Below are 1806 nucleotides of genomic sequence, written 5' to 3' on the forward strand. Positions count from 1 at the left end.
CGGCGCTGTCGTCGTCCGGCAGCGAGGAGAGCCGCATCGCTGCGGCGGCCGCGCTCGGCGGCCTCATTGCGATCCCCTCGCGGGAGGATGTCGTGCGCTGGGCGCAGCGCGATGGGGCGGTGTCGCGGTAGTGGTGCGGGGCCTGGTGCGCTGGGCGCATTGCGCCCGAGTCATTGCGACCGGCTCAATGCACCCAACTCAATGCCCCCAACTCAATGCCCCCAACTCAATGCACACAATTCAAAGCGCCCGACGCAATGCCCCCCACTCAATGCGGCGGCTCGTTGCTGTCCGCGGCACTGGCGGCGGTCCCCATCGTCGCGCCGGTGGCCGCGGCAGCCTCGGCGGCCTGCGCCGCGGCGCCGCGCACGTGCGGCCGCAACACCTCCATCATCTCGATCGGCACCGGAAACACGATGGTCGAGCTGCGATCGCCCGCCACCTGCGTCAGCGTCTGCAGATAGCGCAGCTGCATCGCCTGCGGCTGCCGCGCCAGCATCTGCGCCGCTTCCAGCAGCTTCACCGACGCCTGCAGCTCGCCCTCGGCGTGGATCACCTTGGCGCGCCGCTCGCGTTCCGCTTCGGCCTGCCGCGCAATCGCGCGCACCATCGATTCGTTCAGATCCACATGCTTGATCTCGACGTTCGACACCTTGATGCCCCAGGCGTCGGTCTGCGCGTCCAGCACCTTCTGGATGTCCAGGTTCAGCTTCTCGCGCTCGGACAGCATCTCGTCGAGATCGTGCTTGCCGAGCACCGCGCGCAGCGTGGTCTGCGCCAGCTGGCTGGTGGCCTCGAGGAAGTTGGCTACCTGGATGATCGCGTTCTGCGGATCGACCACGCGGAAATAGACCACCGCGTTGACCTTGACCGAGACGTTGTCGCGCGAGATCACGTCCTGCGCCGGCACGTCCATCACCACGGTGCGCAGGTCGACCCGCACCATCTGCTGGATCACCGGGATCACCAGCACCAGACCCGGTCCCTTGACGCGCCAGAACCGGCCCAGCATGAACACCACGCCGCGTTCGTACTCGCGCAGCACGCGGAAGGCGGAGAAGATCAGCAGGGCCAGCAGGATGACGAGGGTGCCGGCGCTGAGGCTGAAGATCATGGTCGGTCTCCTTGTGGGGAGGTGGGGGACGTGGGGGAGGGCGGCGGCCGCGCGGGGGATTCGTCCGTGGACAGGCTGTCGGCCGGCTCGACGTCGAGCACCAGGCCCTGGCGGCCTGTCACGCGCACGGCCTGGCCGGTCTGCAGCGGTGCCGCGCTGCGCACGCGCCAGCGTTCGCCCTGCACCTCGGCCCAGCCGTCATCGATGATGCGGCCGGCATTGCCGACCACGCGGGTGTCGGTGATCACCGCGGGCTGGCGGCGTGCGCGCACGGCGGCCGCGGACACGCCGAAGCTCAGCGCCGCGGCCGCCAGCGACAGCGTGCCGATCATCCACAACGGCACGCCGAAACCCGGGATGTCGGTGTCGATCAGCATCACGGCGCCCAGCGCGAACGCCACGATGCCGCCCAGGCCCAGCGCGCCGAAGCTCGGCAGGAAGGCCTCGGCCACCATGCAGCCGATGCCCAGCGCGATCAGCGCCAGGCCGGCGTAATTGATCGGCAGCATCTGCAGCGCGAACAGCGCCAGCAGCAGGCAGATCGCGCCGGCCACGCCGGGCAGCACCATGCCGGGTGTCGAGAATTCGAAGATCAGCCCGTAGATGCCGATCATCATCAGGATCAGCGCGACGCTCGGTTCGGTCAGCACGGCGAGCAGCCGATAGCGCCAGTCGGGCTCCAGCTCGATCAC

The 1806-nt window shown here is 69.2% G+C and carries 1 protein-coding gene and 1 pseudogene; both read right to left on the reverse strand.

Going from position 1 to position 1806, the window contains the following annotated elements; translation table 11 throughout:
• Window positions 1–379 precede the first annotated feature (379 nt).
• Window positions 380–1114 (reverse strand): annotated as a pseudogene (locus AC6EI8_RS26300) (slipin family protein); the annotation flags it as partial.
• Window positions 1111–1806, reverse strand: a 696-nt coding sequence (locus AC6EI8_RS26305; protein ID WP_498383368.1) for an NfeD family protein, incomplete at its 5' end; no start/stop codon positions are given. The gene AC6EI8_RS26305 and the pseudogene AC6EI8_RS26300, both read right to left, overlap by 4 nt.

This window comes from Cupriavidus sp. R6-3 (assembly GCF_059772245.1).